General features: G+C 46.7%; 14 protein-coding genes. 9 read left to right on the top strand and 5 right to left on the bottom strand.

Features of this window, described 5'->3' with window-relative positions; genetic code table 11:
• Positions 1–26: 26 nt before the first annotated feature.
• The 3 genes from GWR56_RS06910 to GWR56_RS06920 are packed head-to-tail and all read right to left on the bottom strand — an operon-like array spanning position 27 to position 3,061.
• Positions 27–1,811 carry a hypothetical protein gene (locus tag GWR56_RS06910; RefSeq protein ID WP_162430405.1) on the bottom strand — a complete coding sequence of 595 codons (1,785 nt, stop codon included), beginning with the start codon at positions 1,809–1,811 and terminating at the stop codon, positions 27–29.
• Between the two features lie 35 nt (positions 1,812–1,846).
• Entirely contained in the window at positions 1,847–2,791 is a 945-nt protein-coding gene (locus GWR56_RS06915) for a DUF542 domain-containing protein (RefSeq protein WP_162430406.1), read from the bottom strand.
• Positions 2,792–2,806: 15 nt separating this feature from the next.
• The gene (locus GWR56_RS06920) at positions 2,807–3,061 is read right to left on the bottom strand and encodes a hypothetical protein (RefSeq protein WP_162429146.1); all 255 of its coding nucleotides are present in this window, start codon (positions 3,059–3,061) and stop codon (positions 2,807–2,809) included.
• On the opposite strand from GWR56_RS06920, the gene GWR56_RS06925 reads away from it, so the two are divergent.
• The 9 genes from GWR56_RS06925 (at position 3,020) to adhP (ending at position 12,883) form a co-directional block, all read left to right on the top strand.
• Positions 3,020–5,407: a heavy metal translocating P-type ATPase metal-binding domain-containing protein gene (locus GWR56_RS06925; protein WP_162433133.1), complete on the top strand. Its 2,388-nt coding sequence runs from the start codon at positions 3,020–3,022 to the stop codon at positions 5,405–5,407. The two genes, GWR56_RS06920 and GWR56_RS06925, sit on opposite strands and share 42 nt — an antisense overlap.
• Positions 5,404–5,565, top strand: a complete 162-nt coding sequence (ccoS, locus tag GWR56_RS06930; RefSeq protein ID WP_162430407.1) for a cbb3-type cytochrome oxidase assembly protein CcoS — start codon at positions 5,404–5,406, stop codon at positions 5,563–5,565. The genes GWR56_RS06925 and ccoS overlap by 4 nt, the downstream gene beginning before the upstream one ends.
• An 87-nt stretch (positions 5,566–5,652) precedes the next feature.
• A complete protein-coding gene (gene ccoN, locus GWR56_RS06935) occupies positions 5,653–7,782 on the top strand; it encodes a cytochrome-c oxidase, cbb3-type subunit I (RefSeq protein ID WP_162430408.1) in 2,130 nt (709 codons plus the stop codon).
• A gap of 195 nt (positions 7,783–7,977) precedes the next feature.
• Positions 7,978–8,880, top strand: a complete 903-nt coding sequence (locus tag GWR56_RS20765; RefSeq protein WP_162430409.1) for a cbb3-type cytochrome c oxidase N-terminal domain-containing protein — start codon at positions 7,978–7,980, stop codon at positions 8,878–8,880.
• Positions 8,881–8,882: 2 nt separating this feature from the next.
• Positions 8,883–10,259, top strand: a complete 1,377-nt coding sequence (ccoG, locus tag GWR56_RS06945) for a cytochrome c oxidase accessory protein CcoG (protein WP_238395322.1) — start codon at positions 8,883–8,885, stop codon at positions 10,257–10,259.
• A gap of 4 nt (positions 10,260–10,263) precedes the next feature.
• The gene (locus GWR56_RS06950) at positions 10,264–10,683 is read left to right on the top strand and encodes a FixH family protein (RefSeq protein WP_162430410.1); all 420 of its coding nucleotides are present in this window, start codon (positions 10,264–10,266) and stop codon (positions 10,681–10,683) included.
• Positions 10,632–11,372 carry a sulfite exporter TauE/SafE family protein gene (locus tag GWR56_RS06955; protein ID WP_238395323.1) on the top strand — a complete coding sequence of 247 codons (741 nt, stop codon included), beginning with the start codon at positions 10,632–10,634 and terminating at the stop codon, positions 11,370–11,372. Before GWR56_RS06950 ends, GWR56_RS06955 begins: the two co-directional genes overlap by 52 nt.
• Before the next feature lie 113 nt (positions 11,373–11,485).
• Positions 11,486–11,830 carry a hypothetical protein gene (locus GWR56_RS06960; protein ID WP_162430411.1) on the top strand — a complete coding sequence of 115 codons (345 nt, stop codon included), beginning with the start codon at positions 11,486–11,488 and terminating at the stop codon, positions 11,828–11,830.
• Between the two features lie 18 nt (positions 11,831–11,848).
• Positions 11,849–12,883, top strand: coding sequence for an alcohol dehydrogenase AdhP (adhP, locus tag GWR56_RS06965; RefSeq protein WP_162430412.1), 1,035 nt, complete (start codon positions 11,849–11,851; stop codon positions 12,881–12,883).
• A gap of 133 nt (positions 12,884–13,016) precedes the next feature.
• Here the strand turns inward: adhP and hemN are convergent, their stop codons facing one another.
• Positions 13,017–14,381, bottom strand: coding sequence for an oxygen-independent coproporphyrinogen III oxidase (hemN, locus tag GWR56_RS06970; RefSeq protein WP_162433136.1), 1,365 nt, complete (start codon positions 14,379–14,381; stop codon positions 13,017–13,019).
• Positions 14,381–14,803 carry a lactate dehydrogenase gene (locus GWR56_RS06975; RefSeq protein ID WP_162430413.1) on the bottom strand — a complete coding sequence of 141 codons (423 nt, stop codon included), beginning with the start codon at positions 14,801–14,803 and terminating at the stop codon, positions 14,381–14,383. Before GWR56_RS06975 ends, hemN begins: the two co-directional genes overlap by 1 nt.
• Positions 14,804–14,818 lie beyond the last annotated feature (15 nt).

Raw genomic sequence — 14,818 nt, forward strand, 5'->3', positions numbered from 1 at the left:
GGAATCCATACCGCCTTTATTTTTGATCAGATTTTGATCATCGCAAGCCGGGCTGCTGAGCTGGTCAGTTCTTCAACCCAATCTTGAATAAGCTGTGGCGCCTGATTGGCCGATTCGGCGAAAAGAGTTTGGTAATAAGCTATGCCTTCGTGCAATTGCGATTTGAAATTCGTCAACTGCTTTTTCTTCTTTTCACTTACCTGCCTTAATTGCGATACAAGATCGCGCTGCAGGTAATCAATGTAAAGGTTAAGTTCTTTGACGAACATGTGGGGCCGTTTTACTTTCTCCAAAATGTCCGTAACACCGTAAATATGCCCAACCATTTCGTCGAGGCTATAACTCCTGGAAAAATAAGCCAGGTTGGGACCCGGGCAAATGGCCACTGCTTTATTTTCACGCGGTTTTAACATATCGTACTTTATGTATGTTGAAGCACATAAACCTTCACACAAGCATATTTTCTCTACCACCGTTTGACGGGCCTGTTGGTATTCATCTTCAGGCAGGTCGGCAGCTGCCAGCTCCTTCAGCTTAAGGTGCTGGTATTCGCGCGATGCAGTACATATAGGTTTTTCGGTGAATTCTGTATTGGTGCATAAGTATTTTTTTGTGCAGGGGCTGCCCGGACGATCTTTTTCCAACCGTTTTAAACGAAGTGATTCTGCTGTGCTTTTTTTAAAGTTATTGAACAATATTCCTAAAGGCGACGCGCCGCTAAGGTAATAATCGGCTTCCGTGGCAGTCTCAAGCGAGTGAAGCGTTTCCTGATCAACGTTCGTAACTTCGGGGACCAGCAAAAACGGACTGCCCCAACCGGTGGTATCTACCTCATAGTGCTCCAGCAGGAAGGCATTTTCTGAAGCTGTACCAATGCCGCCCTGGACACTTAATTTCTGGTTAGGTGGGCAGACGGGGCTGGCGTAACCTTTTTCAGGCAGGGCCGCCTGGTAAATAGCGAACAACTCATGGACCATTACCTGCCGTTTCTGTTTAAACTCTTCCAGGATCGGCCCCAGCAGGAACCCTTCCGTTGCAAAAGCGTGGCCGCCACAGTTCAAACCGGATTCGACCCGGAACTCAGAAACCCACAAGCCTTTTTTAGCCAGGAATTTTGCTTGTATGAACGCTGAGCGAAAATCGCTCACTTTGAGGATGATCTTTTTATTGAGACCACCGTTTGCCGATGGGTAAAAATCTGCGAAGGATTCCAGGTAGCTATACAGGCGCGGGTTCATGCCGGCAGACAGGATCAACGATGAGCGTAACCGGCTGTTGGCAAAGCCACGTAACGCGGCCAATGCGTCGGTGTTTTGGTCACCGGTGAATTCGCCCGTTACGGCATAATTCATCTTGTCGACTTTCGACATGATATTGACGTCAATAGCACCGACAACCATTTCGCTTTTTAACCATTTTTGAAAATGTTGTTTCTGACTTCCTTCCGGAAAATCGCACATCAGATCGTAGCCCTGTTTCAGGCGGCTGTGCTCGGGTAATAACTCAAAATAGCGGCTCAGGTCATTCCCCGGTTCAAATTGCAGTGCCCTAAGTGTTTTAAATTGTTTTTCTACCAGCCCGGCAACCAGGTCCAGGTATTGTGTAATTCGCCTTGCGCGGGCATCCGTATCACCTTTAGCTATTGCCGTGTAAGGTTCTCCATTTAATTTCGCGTGATAATGGCGCATTCGTTCGATCAGTTCATCGTCAACAATGGATATGGTGGAGGCAATACCATACCGGGCAACCTTTAAAGGTGTATCTATGGAATAACCGAGTCCTAAAACCGGTATGTGGAATGTGTGGCTCATAGTAAAGGCTTATTGTTATTTTAGTAGTTAAGGCTTTATGTCGTTTTGACGGTAGTTTGGTGTGATTGGAGCACTTTAGGAAACAAAATGTTATTTTTAAGGTGCAAATGCAGTAAAGCATCCGCTTCATAATCGGCTAGGAGCCTATAAAGAATCTTGCATGTTCCTAATGCATAAGCCGGGGCGGTATAATTGTCCGTCAGGGCGCGAATTTGCCGCAGGTGGCTAATGATATCGATGCTTTGCACTTTTAAAACGGAAATAAGTTGCGTGACACTTGAATTATCGTTTATATCGCCCGGCCTTTGCAAAAGCGTATCTCCGGGAAGCTGATGGATATACGGGAAAAGCAACTGCTCCTCTCTGCTGATCTGGGCCTCAAATATTTTCCCGGTCAAGGCAAAAATTTGTGCAACTTGGTTTATCTGTGGGTAGCGATCACTGTTTGATGCCCCCACTTTGAAAGCCATATCGGCAATAAAGGAGCTTTGTGTGCGCACAAATGTGTGATGGATCTGGCCGATATAATTAGTCAATAGAGAAAGGCTCCAGCTTTGATAATCTATACCTTTTTCGGCCGGACATTGATCGATAGCTTCCCACTGCTTTAAAATTTCGTTTATCGCAGCAGTATCTCCGTCAAGCGCTTCGGAAAGGGTCCTGTCGCCCCCGCAGCAAAAATCGATATCATGCGCGAAAAGCTCGCGCGATTTTCGATAATCGCGCGCAACGATAGCGCCTATAGTTTCCTCATCATCTTTTAATAATCTTTTTACTATCCTTGCTGTCCACTGGGTCGGACCTTGTTCCAGCGGTTCCCACTCAAAATCAAGGCCGCGCGATGCTGATAACAGGCCATAATAAGCCTCTGAGCTTTCATCATTGGCGAGCACAAAGCCTTGTCCGGGTTTTAACGCATCAAACTTTTCTATAAAGGCGTCATTTTTAAAACTGGGTGCAACAGCACTGATATCTAACATCTCCGTGAAATCCATTTAAGAATCTTCCAAAGGTAATGCGCCTGCAATACCCAATAAATGACCGCCGTCATAATCGCTATATTCCGCGCTATTTTTTCCTCTGGCCGTTTTTGCAGAATTATGGTAAACAGTACGGAAGTTCTCAAAAAAATGACCGGCATCATTTTTTTCGGACCTGGTGGTCATTCCGGCGCCTGCAAGAATCCTCGATTTTTGAAGAAAAAAGAAATGGCCGAAACCCATACGCTGGTTAACACCCTTTGTTACCATTGTGGTGATGAATGTCAGACCACCGCATATCAAAAAGATGACCGACAATTTTGCTGTCAAGGCTGCCAAAGCGTGTACACCATACTTTCAGGGGCGGGCATGTGCAGTTATTATCATTACAACGACCACCCGGGAACAACCCGGACACGGGTAGACAAGCGTTTTGATTATCTGAGTAACCCGGAAGTTATGGCCGAGCTATTGGACTATGCGGATGAACGTCAGCAGGCTATTACACTATACATTCCACACATCCACTGCAGTTCCTGCTTATGGTTGCTTGAACAATTGAACCGCTTTAACCCGGGCATTCATTACTCGCGGGTAGATTTTTTAAAAAAGCAACTGATCGTTCGTTATGACGCGGGAAAATTTACGCTGCAACAATTAGTGGAGCTGTTGAACGATATCGGCTATGAGCCGCTGATCAGTTTACAGGATATAATCAAAAAGCAAAATAAAGCGTCGAAAGGGAATCTGGTTCAAAAGATAGCGGTGGCCGGTTTTTGTTTTGGCAATGTGATGCTGCTCAGTTTTCCGGAATATTTCGGCCTGTCTGCATTTGAACAATCCTTCAAGTATTTTTTTGGCTGGCTAAATGTGCTGTTCAGTTTGCCGGTAGTGTTTTACAGCGGGCGGGGCTATTTTGTTTCGGCCTGGTACAACTTAAAAAACAAGGTACTAAATATCGACTTTCCGTTAGCCCTGGGCATTGCCGTATTGTTTTTACGAACTGTTGTTGAAGTGGCAACAAATAGCGGGGCTGGTTTTGCAGATACACTATGCGGCCTGGTATTCTTCCTGCTGGTAGGTAAATTTGTACAACAAAAAACATATCATCATATCTCTTTTGAGCGGGACTATCGTTCATTCTTTCCGGTTGCGGTGCAGGTTATTGCAGAAGGAAGGGAAAAGGCCTTGCCGCTGTCAGCAATCCAAACCGGTCACCGGATAGTTATCCGTCATAACGAGATCATTCCGGCTGATGCTATTCTGCTCAAAGGAGAAGCACTGATCGACTTCAGTTTTGTGACCGGTGAAGCGGTACCGGTTAACAAAACCTTGGGCGAGATCATCTATGCCGGCGGCAGGCAAACAGGAGAGGCTATCGAGCTTGAAGTAGTAAAGGCCGTCTCTCAAAGTTATCTGACCCAACTTTGGAACAATGAGGTTTTTACCAGGAAGCAAGACAACCGGATGAAAACCTTTAGCGACAGGGTCAGTAAGTATTTTACCATTGTACTCATCGCTGTTGCGATGATATCGTTAGCGGCCTGGCTACCTTTTGACTACAGGCGGGGGATAGATGCTTTTACAGCAGTACTAATTGTAGCTTGCCCCTGTGCGCTGGCGTTAAGTACGCCATTCACCATGGCCGCCGCTTTAAGTATTTTCGACAGGAATTTATTTTATCTGAAAAACACGGCGGTTGTGGAGCAGTTGGCCCGGATCGATACCCTGGTGATGGACAAAACAGGTACCATCACCACCGGCAGCAAAAGCATAGAACTTAACGGAACGTTAGGTCCGAAACACCGGCGGCTGATATACAGTGCTTGCGCTAATTCTATCCATCCCCTTAGCCGGATGATCTGCCAATACTTTGGTTACCCGGAAAAAGGGAACGTTACCGATTATTGTGAGATCGCGGGGGAGGGCATCCGGGCGACGGTAGACGGTCACCGGTTACTGGTGGGCAGCAGTAAATTGATTTTCGGGCAATCGCAGGGTGAACATTTGACAACCCGCGTCCATCTGATGATAGACGGGCAGTACCTGGGATATTTTGGCTTTAACCATCAATACCGGGAAGGGCTGAAACAGGTTGCTGAACTGGCCGATTCTTATACGCTTTATCTCCTGTCAGGAGATCAGGACCAGGAACGGGGCGAACTGCTGGCCTATTTTTTGGATAATGAACACTTGTTCTTTGCTCAGTCACCTCAACAGAAATTAGACCGTATTGAAACTTTACAGCAACAAGGCCGGCAGGTGATGATGCTGGGCGACGGCCTGAATGATTCGGGCGCGCTGATGCAAAGTGAGCTTGGCGTAGCCGTTACCGACGATGTGAATAATTTCTCTCCGGGAAGCGATGCCATCCTGGATGGGCGTTCTTTTGCTAAAATACCGGCGTTTCTGCGCTTCTCAAAAGACGCTGTAAATATTATACATTGTTCTTTCCTTATATCACTTACCTATAATCTGGTGGGCCTTAGTTACGCGGTTTCGGGAAACCTTTCGCCATTGGTAGCGGCGGTATTGATGCCATTAAGCACCGCAACAATTATTTCTTTTACAACGCTGGCGACGCATTTTATGGCAAAAAGAAGAAATTTATTATGAATATAATCTACCTGCTTATTGGCTGTAGCGTATTGCTGGCGCTGATCTTCCTTGCTGCCTTCTTCTGGGCACAACGCAGCGGTCAGCATGACGACCTGTATACGCCATCCATACGGATACTGCTGGACGACGAAAATGAACCGGTAAATAAAAAATGATGTCCATCACTAACTACGTCGATCAACATCATTCGGCAACCTTTTTTCGCAGCTTAGTTTTACACCCATTAACCGTAATACATTTTTATGCAGCCTGAGAAATTTTACTACGACAACAAGATCGTCCGCAATTTCGGTATCGCTACCGTAGTTTGGGGCATCATCGGAATGACCGTTGGCCTTATCGCGGCCATCCAATTGTATCAGCCGGGTGCAAACCTGCACAACCAGTTTACCACCTTTGGGCGTATCCGCCCATTGCATACCAACGCTGTGATCTTCGCATTTGTGGGTAATGCAATATTTATGGGTGTTTATTATTCTTTACAGCGGCTGCTTAAAGCGCGGATGTTCAGCGACTTGCTTAGCAACATCCATTTCTGGGGCTGGCAGCTCATTATCCTGTCGGCAGTTATCACCTTGCCTTTGGGTTTGACCACCTCTCATGAATACGCCGAGCTTGAATGGCCGATAGATATTGCCATCACTATTATTTGGGTGGTATTCGGCTGGAATATGTTCGGGACGATCATTAAACGCCGCGAACGTCATTTGTATGTAGCGATCTGGTTCTATATCGCCACATTTGTTACCATAGCGGTGTTGCACATTGTCAATTCGTTTGAGTTACCTGTTTCTGCATTTAAAAGCTACATGGTCTATGCCGGCGTACAGGATGCCCTTGTACAATGGTGGTATGGGCACAATGCGGTTGCATTTTTTCTCACTACACCTTATTTAGGCATGATGTATTACTTCCTGCCTAAAATGGCCAACCGTCCGATATATTCCTATAAGTTGAGTATCCTGCACTTTTGGGCACTGATCTTTATTTACATCTGGGCGGGGCCACACCATTTATTATATACCACACTGCCGGGTTGGGCGCAATCATTAGGCGTCGTTTTTTCAATAATGCTGATAGCGCCCAGTTGGGGCGGTATGATCAATGGCCTGCTAACCTTGCGCGGCGCCTGGGACAAAGTACGTGATGACGTGATCCTGAAATTTATGGTGGTTGGCCTAACCGCTTACGGTATGGCAACGTTTGAAGGGCCTATGCTATCATTGAAACAGATCAACAGTATTGCCCACTTCAGCGATTGGATAGTAGCTCATGTGCACGTAGGCGCTCTTGGCTGGAACGGCTTCCTCACTTTTGCCATACTTTACTGGCTAATACCGCGCATTTATAAAACAGAGCTATACTCAAAAAAGCTGGCCTCGTTTCACTTTTGGATAGGCACGTTAGGCATCATTTTTTACGCAGTGCCAATGTATTGGGCCGGATTTACCCAAAGCCTGATGCTCAAAGAGTTCACGGCGGAAGGGATGTTAAAGTACCCCAACTTTTTAGAAACCACCTTAAGGATCATCCCCATGCATGTGATGAGATCGATAGGCGGGGGCATTTACCTGCTGGGGGTAATTGTAATGGCCTATAACCTGATCAAGACCGCGAAACAGGGTAGCCTGGTGGCTAACGAAGCCGCCCAGGCAATGCCGCTGGAGCCGGCACATAGCGTTGCCCAAGAAACAGCCTGGCACCGTCGACTTGAGCGCAGGCCCATACAGTTTATGATCTTGTCGCTAATTGTGATCTTAATCGGTTCGGTGATCGAACTAATGCCAACCCTAACCATATCATCTAACATACCCACGATAGCAAGCGTAAAACCGTATACGCCGCTTGAGTTGCAGGGGCGTGACATTTACATCAGAGAAGGGTGCTCTAATTGCCATTCGCAAACGGTTAGACCGTTCCGGTCTGAAACGGAACGCTATGGCGAATATAGCAAGGCGGGCGAATTTGTTTACGACCACCCTTTCCTTTGGGGCTCCAAAAGGACCGGACCAGACCTGGCCCGCGAAGGTGGCAAGTATGGTGATGCCTGGCACTATAATCACCTGACGGATCCGCGGTTGATGTCGCCCGGCAGTATCATGCCTGAATACGGTTGGCTGCTTACACAAAAGCTGGATACAGCAACAACAGCCGCCAAGATACGCGCAATGCAAACCTTAGGGGTACCGTACCCGCAGGGTTATGAAAAGGTCGCCAACGCAGATCTGGAAAAGCAGGCGAAGGAGATCGCTGATAATTTAAATACCGACCATATTAAGGTTAAAAAAGATAAAGAAATCATTGCGATCATCGCTTACCTGCAAAGGCTGGGCACCGATATTAAAGTCAGTAAAACCGAAAAAAATAAATAACGTCATGTTTAAACAATTCACCGAAAATGTCTCTGGTCATCAGGTTTATTTGCTTTCTTCATTAGGCATTTTCCTGGTTTTTTTCATCCTGGTAACCGTATTGCTGATACGTATGCGAAAAGCGCATATCCAACACATGAGTGACCTTCCATTGCATGACGGCAATGAAATTCAACCCTCAAACCTTCACCAATCATGAAAAAGTTATTAGTTATACCTGCTATTTTATCATTTGCACAAACTGCAGGCGCTCAGAATGATAGTTTGCTAAGCGATGAGGTAAAAAATTATATAGGCTTTGGTGCTATCATTGCTATGCTGCTGTTATTTGTGGGTGTTTTTCTGATATTACTCCGAACATTTAAGGTAATAACAAAGGTTGTATTGCGCCTTCAGGGCTACAGCAATGCCGAGATCAAAGAACTGGAACAGCCTGCCAAAAAGGAAAAGCCCGCCCCAAGTTCAGGAGATAACAAAAAACTCCTGAAGCTATTGTCACTAAAGCCGATGTCGGAAGAGAAAAGCTTACTGATCGCTCATGAGTACGACGGTATCCAGGAACTCAACAACCCCACGCCCGCATGGTTCATGTGGTTATTTTACGTGACCATTGTTTTTGCATTTTGCTATATGCTGATCTACCACGTATTTGGCGTAGGACAGTTACAATACGACGAGTATAAAAATGAGGTAGCACAGGCTGAGGTTGCCAAAAAAATATATTTAAGCAAGGCGGCCAACCGTGTGGATGAAAGCACTGTAAAACTGGTTCACGACCCGGCGGTACTGGCTTCCGGCAAGGCTATCTTCAAACAAACCTGCGCGCCTTGCCATGGCGACGACGGACAAGGAAATGTTGGCCCTAATTTAACTGATGATTACTGGCTGCACGGCGGAAAGATCAATGATATTTTTAAAACCATAAAATATGGCGTTTCGGCCAAAGGTATGCCATCCTGGGAAAAACAATTGTCGCCCAAGCAGATAGCTGATGTGGCCAATTATATCAAGTCTTTAAAGGGTAGTAATCCGGCAAATCCTAAAGCGCCACAGGGTGAAAAAGAGGCAGATGAAGCCGGCAAACTGGCATTAAATTAACGATGATGAACGGACTAACAGCGGTGAAGGAATCAGGTGAACGGAAATGGATTTATCCGCTTATTCGTAAAGGCATATATTATAAATGGCGGTCGGTTATCAGCTATGTGTACCTCATCGTTTTTTTTGCAGGTCCGTTTATTCGTATCGGCGGGCAACCCTTACTGCTCCTGAATTTTATGGAGCGGCACTTTGTCATCCTTGGACAGGTGTTCTGGCCCCAGGATATTTTCCTTTTCATGCTGGCGTCGCTGGTATTTTTGGTTTGCATTGTTCTGTTTACCATTGCCTTTGGGCGCATTTTTTGCGGATGGATATGTCCGCAGACGATCTTTATGGAGATGGTTTTCCGAAAGATCGAAGAATGGATAGAAGGCGATGCCCATCGCCGGAAAAAACTTGATGCAGGCCCCTGGACTAAAACCAAGATAGCCAAAAAAACAGCCAAGCATGTGGCGTTTATCCTGGTGTCATTTTTAATAGCCAATACTTTTCTGGCTTACCTTATCGGGAGCGAAAATCTTTTAAAGATCGTAACGGAACCGGTGTCTGCCCACGCAGTTGGCTTTGGCAGCATTTGGGTGTTCACCATCGTGTTTTACCTGGTGTACAGCCGGGTAAGAGAGATCGTATGCACGGTAATCTGCCCTTACGGACGCCTGCAAAGCGTACTTATTGATGAGCATACCCTGGTGGTAGCTTATAACGATGTTCGTGGGGAGCCACGGGGAAAATTGCAGAGCAATGCCGACCCGCTTAATTTGAAAGGGGATTGTGTGGATTGCGGGTTATGTGTAGCGGTTTGCCCTACCGGTATCGACATCAGAAAAGGTACGCAGCTGGAGTGTGTGAACTGTACCGCTTGTATTGATGTGTGCGATGAGGTTATGGGCAAGATAGGCAAGCCAAAAAGCCTCATTGGTTTTTATTCAGAAAACATGATCCGGATAAAGGAGAAACCTTCTTTCACGCTCCGGATGAAGGGTTACGCCACGGTAATTACGATCATGCTCGGCGTTTTGTGCTACTTTATATTCAGCCGCGGCGATATGGACATGACCGTGATGCGTAGTGCAGGTACGCTTTACCAGGAGCAACCCGGCGGCTATATCAGTAATATCTATAACGCCGAGATCATCAATAAAAGTAACGAAAACCGGGTAATCACTATCCGTTCAGACGATCCGGCCGTCAAGGTCAAATACATTCAGGCACCGGGACAAGTCATGAAAGGCGGCATGGTGAAGACCATGTTCTTTGTCGAGATCCCGGCTGCTCATTTGCATATGGCGAAAACTGATGTTAAGCTGCAGCTCTATACAGGCAAGCAATTAAAACAAACTATCAGCACCACCTTTGTGGGGCCTGTTAACGATTAATGATATGAATTGGGGAAAAGGATTAATTACCGGCATGGCTGTTTTCATGCTCTTCATTCTGAGCATGTGTTTTTATATGTTTCGCGTTCCGGCTGACGAGTACGATCATCAGTACTATGAAAAAGGTTTAAGTTTTAATGCGGATATTGCCAAAGAGCGACAGGTAATGGCCGACCATGCTGAACCAATAGTTACCGTTACAGGCACAATAGTCAGGATAGCTTTTAATGGCCCGGCCAAAGGCACTGCAAAATTTATCAGGCCCTCCAGTGCCGCACAAGACAAAACCTTCGCGATAGCAAACGGCGAGGAAATTACAAACGGATTTCTCGTCGCTAAGCTGCCAAAAGGGCGCTGGCACCTGTTATTGGAATGGCAAAGCGGACCGAAGAGTTATTTATATCAACAGCAACTTTACTTATGATGTCGGCCAACCAGATCGCTTTCTATATAGGCCTTTTCGGCAGCGTACACTGTATTGGCATGTGTGGCCCGCTCGCTTTTGCTATTACGGGTTTGCGTAACAAGTGGTGGCTGGTTATTGCCGATAAGTTGGTCTATAATGCCGGCCGGGTAGTTAGTTATACGCTACTGGGATATCTGATCGGTTTGCTTGGGGAACAACTGTGGCTGGCAGGGTTGCAGCAAGCTGTAAGCATCATTAGCGGCTTACTCATTGTCGTGGCAGGCTTTTCACGTTTGTTCAAGGCCCGGTTCACTCAAAGCAGGTATATGCCCATTTCGGTGGCGCCCATCCGGCGGATGATCAGCTATGCCCTCAACCATCAATGGGGCCATTTCTTGGTGGGTGTGCTGAATGGTTTTTTACCGTGTGGCTTTGTTTACCTGGCACTGGCAGGCGCAGTAAATACCTCTTCCGCGGCTGCCTCAGCCCAATATATGTTTTGGTTTGGTGCCGGTACCTTTCCCCTTATGCTTATAGCCACCATTGGCTCCGGTTATGTCGGGCCGGTTTTTCGCCGACGTATCAACAAGGGGATGCCTTACCTGATGATTTGCTTGGGCTGCTGGTTCCTGTTGAGGGGACTTAGCCTAAATATACCCTATCTGAGCCCCGCCAGGCAGCAACAAGGGGTAGCCATTTGCCATTAACATGTTTTGATGTTAGCGGCTGAACAAGTGTGACAAGCATCACTTGTCTGTGGGCCTAACGTCATGACTGACCTGCTTTCGCTTCAGGATATTTGTATCATAAACAAATTAAAATGGCAACAATAACATCAAATGCGAATTGGGAAGCTAAAGCCGCAACCCCTGTCCACACAAACAATTTACTCGGAAAATGGAACGTTTTCATGGAAAGCCAATCCGACAGGATCATGCTTTGGTTTCTCATATCCTTACTTTTTCAGGGGGTATTGATCTTACCAGTTCCCGCTATATTGATCTATTACACTAACGCGCCGGTAGGGGTGCTGGCCATTACCCTGGCTCTCTTCTTCGCCAACATTATTGCCGGAATGGGCGGTGCGGGCATCAAAGCGCTTCTTTGGATATTCGCTGTCAGCATTGCAACGCATTTGCTGATGATCCTGATTTTTATGATCTGAATTTTAAACTGAAATATTATGTTACCACAAAATATGAAAGCAGCCGTGATCCGTAAATTCGGCGCACCGCTGCAGATCGAGATCGTTCCGGTAAAAACACCACACGCTAACCAGATACTGGTGAAGGTAGTTGCCTGCGGCGTTTGTCATACCGACCTCCATGCGTGCAATGGCGATTGGCCGGTAAAGCCTGGGTTACCGCTAATTCCAGGCCACGAGGCCATTGGTTACGTGGTGGCACTGGGTTCAGAGGTGAAAAATGTTAAAGAAGGGGATATTGTTGGTGTACCCTGGCTGCATAGCGCCTGCGGTTGCTGCGAATTTTGTATTACCGGCTGGGAAACGCTGTGCGGAACCCAGTTAAATGGTGGGTATAGCGTAGATGGTGGCTTTGCCGAATATGTTTTGGCAGACCCGCGATATGTGGCGCATTTCCCTAAAGGTATTAATTTTACCGAAATGGCCCCGATCATTTGTGCGGGTGTCACCGTGTATAAGGGACTGAAAGAAACCGAGGTAAAACCGGGAGAATGGGTAGCTGTTTCGGGTGCAGGCGGTCTGGGGCACCTGGCGGTTCAATACGCTAAGGCAATGGGCATGCACGTGGCAGCCATAGATATTGCAGATGATAAACTGGCACTGGCTAAAAGCTTAGGCGCCGACCTGGTTATAAATGCCTCAAAAGAAGACCCCGGCGCCTATTTGAAAAAAGCTGTTGGCGGTATGCATGGGGTGCTGGTCACAGCGGTTTCTCCTATCGCCTTTGAGCAAGGTATTTCCGCCCTTCGCCGTAAAGGTACCATCGCTTTGAACGGTTTACCAAAAGGCACTTTCGACTTATCTATTTTTGACACGGTGCTGAACCGTTACACGGTTAGGGGATCTATTGTGGGTACCCGCAAAGATATGCAGGAAGCTATAGCGTTTGCCGTAGAAGGCAAAGTAAAGGCAACGGTGCATGCAGCCAAACTGGAAGACATCAATGATGTTTTCGAAAAAATGAAAAACGGCCAGATAGATGGTCGGGTAGTATTAGAAATATCCCGGCCGTAACCGGCCTTTGCGTAAAAGTTATTTTATCAGTTAGCCGGCTACGCCGGCTTTCTCGCAACGGGGCTTGCCAAAAGCCGAGCTATTAATGGATGGTATAAGTGTTCGGCCGGAAGTATTTTGTGCCGCCGTTTTTTTAAACGGCCATGCTGAATAGTTGCGTAGTGGGTTGAGCTGCCCATAATCTCGCATCCATACACATACAGATGTTGCGTAAAAAACGGTTGCCCAAGCTGGTAACCCGCAGGCCATCAGGCGTTAGTTTCACCAGTCCATCCTCGGCCAATCCGCGTAGACGCTCTTGTGCGTGCCTTATTGCAGGCAATTCCTTCAGCGCTCCCCAGTGGGCTTCGCCTTTGCACATGATATCCAGGATCAACTGCCGTAGCAACAAGTCTTCTTCAGAAAGTATATGGCCTTTTAACAATGGAAATTCTCCTGCTGCGGTTTTGGCCAGATACTCTTCAACCGTTTTTACGTTTTGGGCAAAACCGTGCCAGGAATCGCTTATCGAAGATACCCCCAAACCGATTAGTAGCTGGGTGTGCTGATGTGTGTATCCCATAAAATTTCTGTGTAAGGCACCCTCTCTGGCGGCCACAAGCAACTCATCGCCTGGCAAGGCAAAATGGTCCATACCTATCTCCTGGTAACCAAAGTGTGTAAGCAAGCTTCGGCCAATGTCATGCAATTTACTTTTTAGTTCAGGTGCCGGAAGGTCCGCTGCGGTGAAACGGCGCTGACCAGGTTTTATCCAGGGCACATGTGCATAACTGTAAAAGGCAATACGGTCCGGTTTTAGCCCGGTAACGATGTTCATGGTATCCGTCAGTCCATCAACGGTTTGTAATGGCAGGCCATAGATCAGGTCGTAGTTAATAGACGTGTAGCCGATCCGGCGCGCCTCCTGGGTTACTGTCAACACTTGTTCAACAGTTTGGTGCCGGTTAATGATAAACTGCACCTTAGGGTCAAAATCCTGGATGCCAAGGCTTAATCGCCGAAAGCCATGGTTATATAAAATTTGTAAGTGGTCTGTGCGGGTATTTGCAGGATGCGCCTCGAAACTGAACTCCGCTTCCTCATGCCTGATGGTACCTTTCAGTAATCCCGAGAGTAATTTATCTAAGTTTTCAGGGCTAAAAAATGTAGGCGTTCCGCCGCCCAGGTGTATCTCCCGGATAAGGGGCTGAGCATTAAGTACCGCTTTGTACATTGCCCACTCTTGTAATACCGCATTAATATATGGTTCTTCAACGCTGTGGTTTTTTGTAATACGGGTATTACAACCACAATAGGTACACAAGTTTTCACAAAACGGCAGGTGAACATAAAGACTAATACCAGACGCTGCGTTACTTTCATCAAAAGCCAGTTTTACTGTTTCTATCCATCCCGCCTTGGTATAGCTTTGAACATCCCAATAAGGCATTGTTGGATAACTGGTATAACGTGGCGATGGTATGTTATATTTAGCCACGAGGTAAGGATATTGGTCCATCAGGTAATCTTCAAATTTTTTGCGGCCCGGCAATTTTTGTTGCAGGCACAAGCATCTCCAACGCATTTGTTTTGCTGGTACAAGTCCAATATTTGGATAAGTTGATCCGCGGTTTCCTGTAGGGAACCCGTAGAAACGTTAGCTACTTTAACGCCATATTTCGCGGCCACTGTTTTATCTATGTGCTCGGTTTCTACCGATCTTGTGATGATGAAGCGAACATTCAATGCCGCCAGGTGTTCTATTATCGTTGCTGATACATCGTCGTGATTCCATATGATTACTGCATCCTTTCCGGCTGCAAAGGCGACCGTATCGATCCCCAAAGGATTTGCGATAAGGGTAATATCATGTTTCTTTTGATTTGCTTTCGCCAGATGCTCTTTTTCCGGAGCGGTGATACTGTATGCTATTACTTTCATCCACTAATGATTTTT

The organism is Mucilaginibacter sp. 14171R-50 (genome assembly GCF_010093045.1).
GTDB lineage: Bacteria > Bacteroidota > Bacteroidia > Sphingobacteriales > Sphingobacteriaceae > Mucilaginibacter.

Excerpts from the sequence above, each read along its gene's own strand:
- GWR56_RS06910 (WP_162430405.1), bottom strand. The coding sequence starts at position 1,811 with ATGAGCCACACATTCCACATACCGGTTTTAGGACTCGGTTATTCCATA.
- GWR56_RS06920 (WP_162429146.1), bottom strand. The coding sequence starts at position 3,061 with ATGGTAACAAAGGGTGTTAACCAGCGTATGGGTTTCGGCCATTTCTTT.
- GWR56_RS06950 (WP_162430410.1), top strand. The coding sequence starts at position 10,264 with ATGAATTGGGGAAAAGGATTAATTACCGGCATGGCTGTTTTCATGCTC.
- GWR56_RS06925 (WP_162433133.1), top strand. The coding sequence starts at position 3,020 with ATGGCCGAAACCCATACGCTGGTTAACACCCTTTGTTACCATTGTGGT.
- hemN (WP_162433136.1), bottom strand. The coding sequence starts at position 14,381 with ATGGACCAATATCCTTACCTCGTGGCTAAATATAACATACCATCGCCA.
- ccoG (WP_238395322.1), top strand. The coding sequence starts at position 8,883 with ATGATGAACGGACTAACAGCGGTGAAGGAATCAGGTGAACGGAAATGG.
- GWR56_RS06915 (WP_162430406.1), bottom strand. The coding sequence starts at position 2,791 with ATGTTAGATATCAGTGCTGTTGCACCCAGTTTTAAAAATGACGCCTTT.
- adhP (WP_162430412.1), top strand. The coding sequence starts at position 11,849 with ATGTTACCACAAAATATGAAAGCAGCCGTGATCCGTAAATTCGGCGCA.
- GWR56_RS06955 (WP_238395323.1), top strand. The coding sequence starts at position 10,632 with ATGGCAAAGCGGACCGAAGAGTTATTTATATCAACAGCAACTTTACTT.
- ccoN (WP_162430408.1), top strand. The coding sequence starts at position 5,653 with ATGCAGCCTGAGAAATTTTACTACGACAACAAGATCGTCCGCAATTTC.
- ccoS (WP_162430407.1), top strand. The coding sequence starts at position 5,404 with ATGAATATAATCTACCTGCTTATTGGCTGTAGCGTATTGCTGGCGCTG.
- GWR56_RS20765 (WP_162430409.1), top strand. The coding sequence starts at position 7,978 with ATGAAAAAGTTATTAGTTATACCTGCTATTTTATCATTTGCACAAACT.
- GWR56_RS06975 (WP_162430413.1), bottom strand. The coding sequence starts at position 14,803 with ATGAAAGTAATAGCATACAGTATCACCGCTCCGGAAAAAGAGCATCTG.
- GWR56_RS06960 (WP_162430411.1), top strand. The coding sequence starts at position 11,486 with ATGGCAACAATAACATCAAATGCGAATTGGGAAGCTAAAGCCGCAACC.